The following is a 1,431-nucleotide window of genomic DNA, read 5'->3' on the forward strand; positions in this document are numbered from 1 at the left end:
GCATCAACTCCGACGCCATCGACAACTCGGCCGGCGTCAACACCTCCGACGTGGAAGTGAACCTGAAGATCGCGCTGGCGACGCCGGTGCACGACGGTCGCCTCGACCGCCGCGGCCGCGATGCGCTGCTTGCCGCCATGACCGACGACGTGGCGCATCTGGTGCTGACCAACAACTATCGCCAGACACTGGCGCTGTCGCTGGCCGAGCGGCGCGGACTGGCCGATATCGGCTTCCAGCAGCGCCTGATGCAGAGTCTGGAGAAGCGCGGGCTGCTCGACCGCGCCGTGGAGTTCCTGCCGGACGATGCGACCATCGCCGCGCGGGTGCGCGGCGGCGAGGCGCTGGCGCGGCCGGAACTGGCGGTGCTGCTCGCCTATGGCAAGCTGTCGCTCTATGACGACCTGCTGGCCTCCTCCATGCCGGACGATCCCTATCTGGCGCGCGATCTGGCGGACTATTTCCCGCGGCCGCTGCGCGAGGGCTATCCGGATGCCATCGAAAGCCACCGGCTGCGGCGCGAGATCATCGCCACCATCATGGCGAACGATGTGATCAACCGCGGCGGCCCGGCCTTTGCCGTGCGCCTTGCCGACGAGACCGGGGCCGATGTCGCCACCATCGCCGCGGCATTCGCGGCGGCGTTCGACAGCTACCGCCTCGGGGCGCTCTATGCGGAGATCGATGCCCTCGATAACCGCATCGACGGGCAGGTGCAGCTCGGTCTCTATGAGGCCGTGGCCGAGATCGTGCGCTCGCGCACGGTGTGGTTCGTGCGCAATGTCGATTTCCGCGAAGGGCTCGACGCCATCGTGGCGCGTTTCCGCGGCGGCATCGATGCGCTTTCCGCCAGCCTCGGCACCGCGCTGCCGGCGGCTTTTGAGGACATGCGCCGGGCAATCGCCGGCGAACTGGTGCAGAAGGGCGTGCCGGAGACGCTTGCCCTGCGCATTGCGGCGCTGAAGGCGCTGCTGCTGGCGCCGGATGCCGTGGTGGTCGCCGGCCGGCTGCAGCGGCCGGTGGTCGATGTCGGCAGCGCACTGTTCGCGGTGGCGCTGCGGCTGCGCATCGAGAACCTCGCCGCCCGCGCGGCGGCCATTCCGGTGTCGGACTATTACGACCGTCTGGCGCTGGATCGCGCTCTGGAGCGCATCGCGGCGGCGGTGCGGGCCATTGCGGCCGAAATCGCCACGGTCGGCAGCGGCGAGGCGGCGGTCGATGCGTGGCTTGCGGCCAATCCGGCGGCCGGGCGCATCCGTCAGGCCGTGGACGAGATCGCGGGCACCGACATGACGGTGGCCCGCCTCACCGTGGCGGCCGGCCTCATCGGCGATCTGGCGCAGTCCTGATCGCCGGCGGCCGGCTGCGGGCCGCCCTGAAAACAAAGCCCCCGGCGTCGCCGACGCCGGGGGCTTTTTCGTGGTCTGCATC

At 70.3% G+C, this 1,431-nt stretch carries 1 protein-coding gene; it reads left to right on the forward strand.

Features of this window, described 5'->3' with window-relative positions; genetic code table 11:
* Positions 1 to 1,349, forward strand: a 1,349-nt coding sequence (locus tag V7067_RS16750) for an NAD-glutamate dehydrogenase domain-containing protein (RefSeq protein WP_334177032.1), incomplete at its 5' end; no start/stop codon positions are given.
* Positions 1,350 to 1,431: the final 82 nt, after the last annotated feature.

Source organism: Pseudoxanthobacter sp. (genome assembly GCF_036822375.1).
Taxonomy (GTDB): domain Bacteria; phylum Pseudomonadota; class Alphaproteobacteria; order Rhizobiales; family Segnochrobactraceae; genus Pseudoxanthobacter.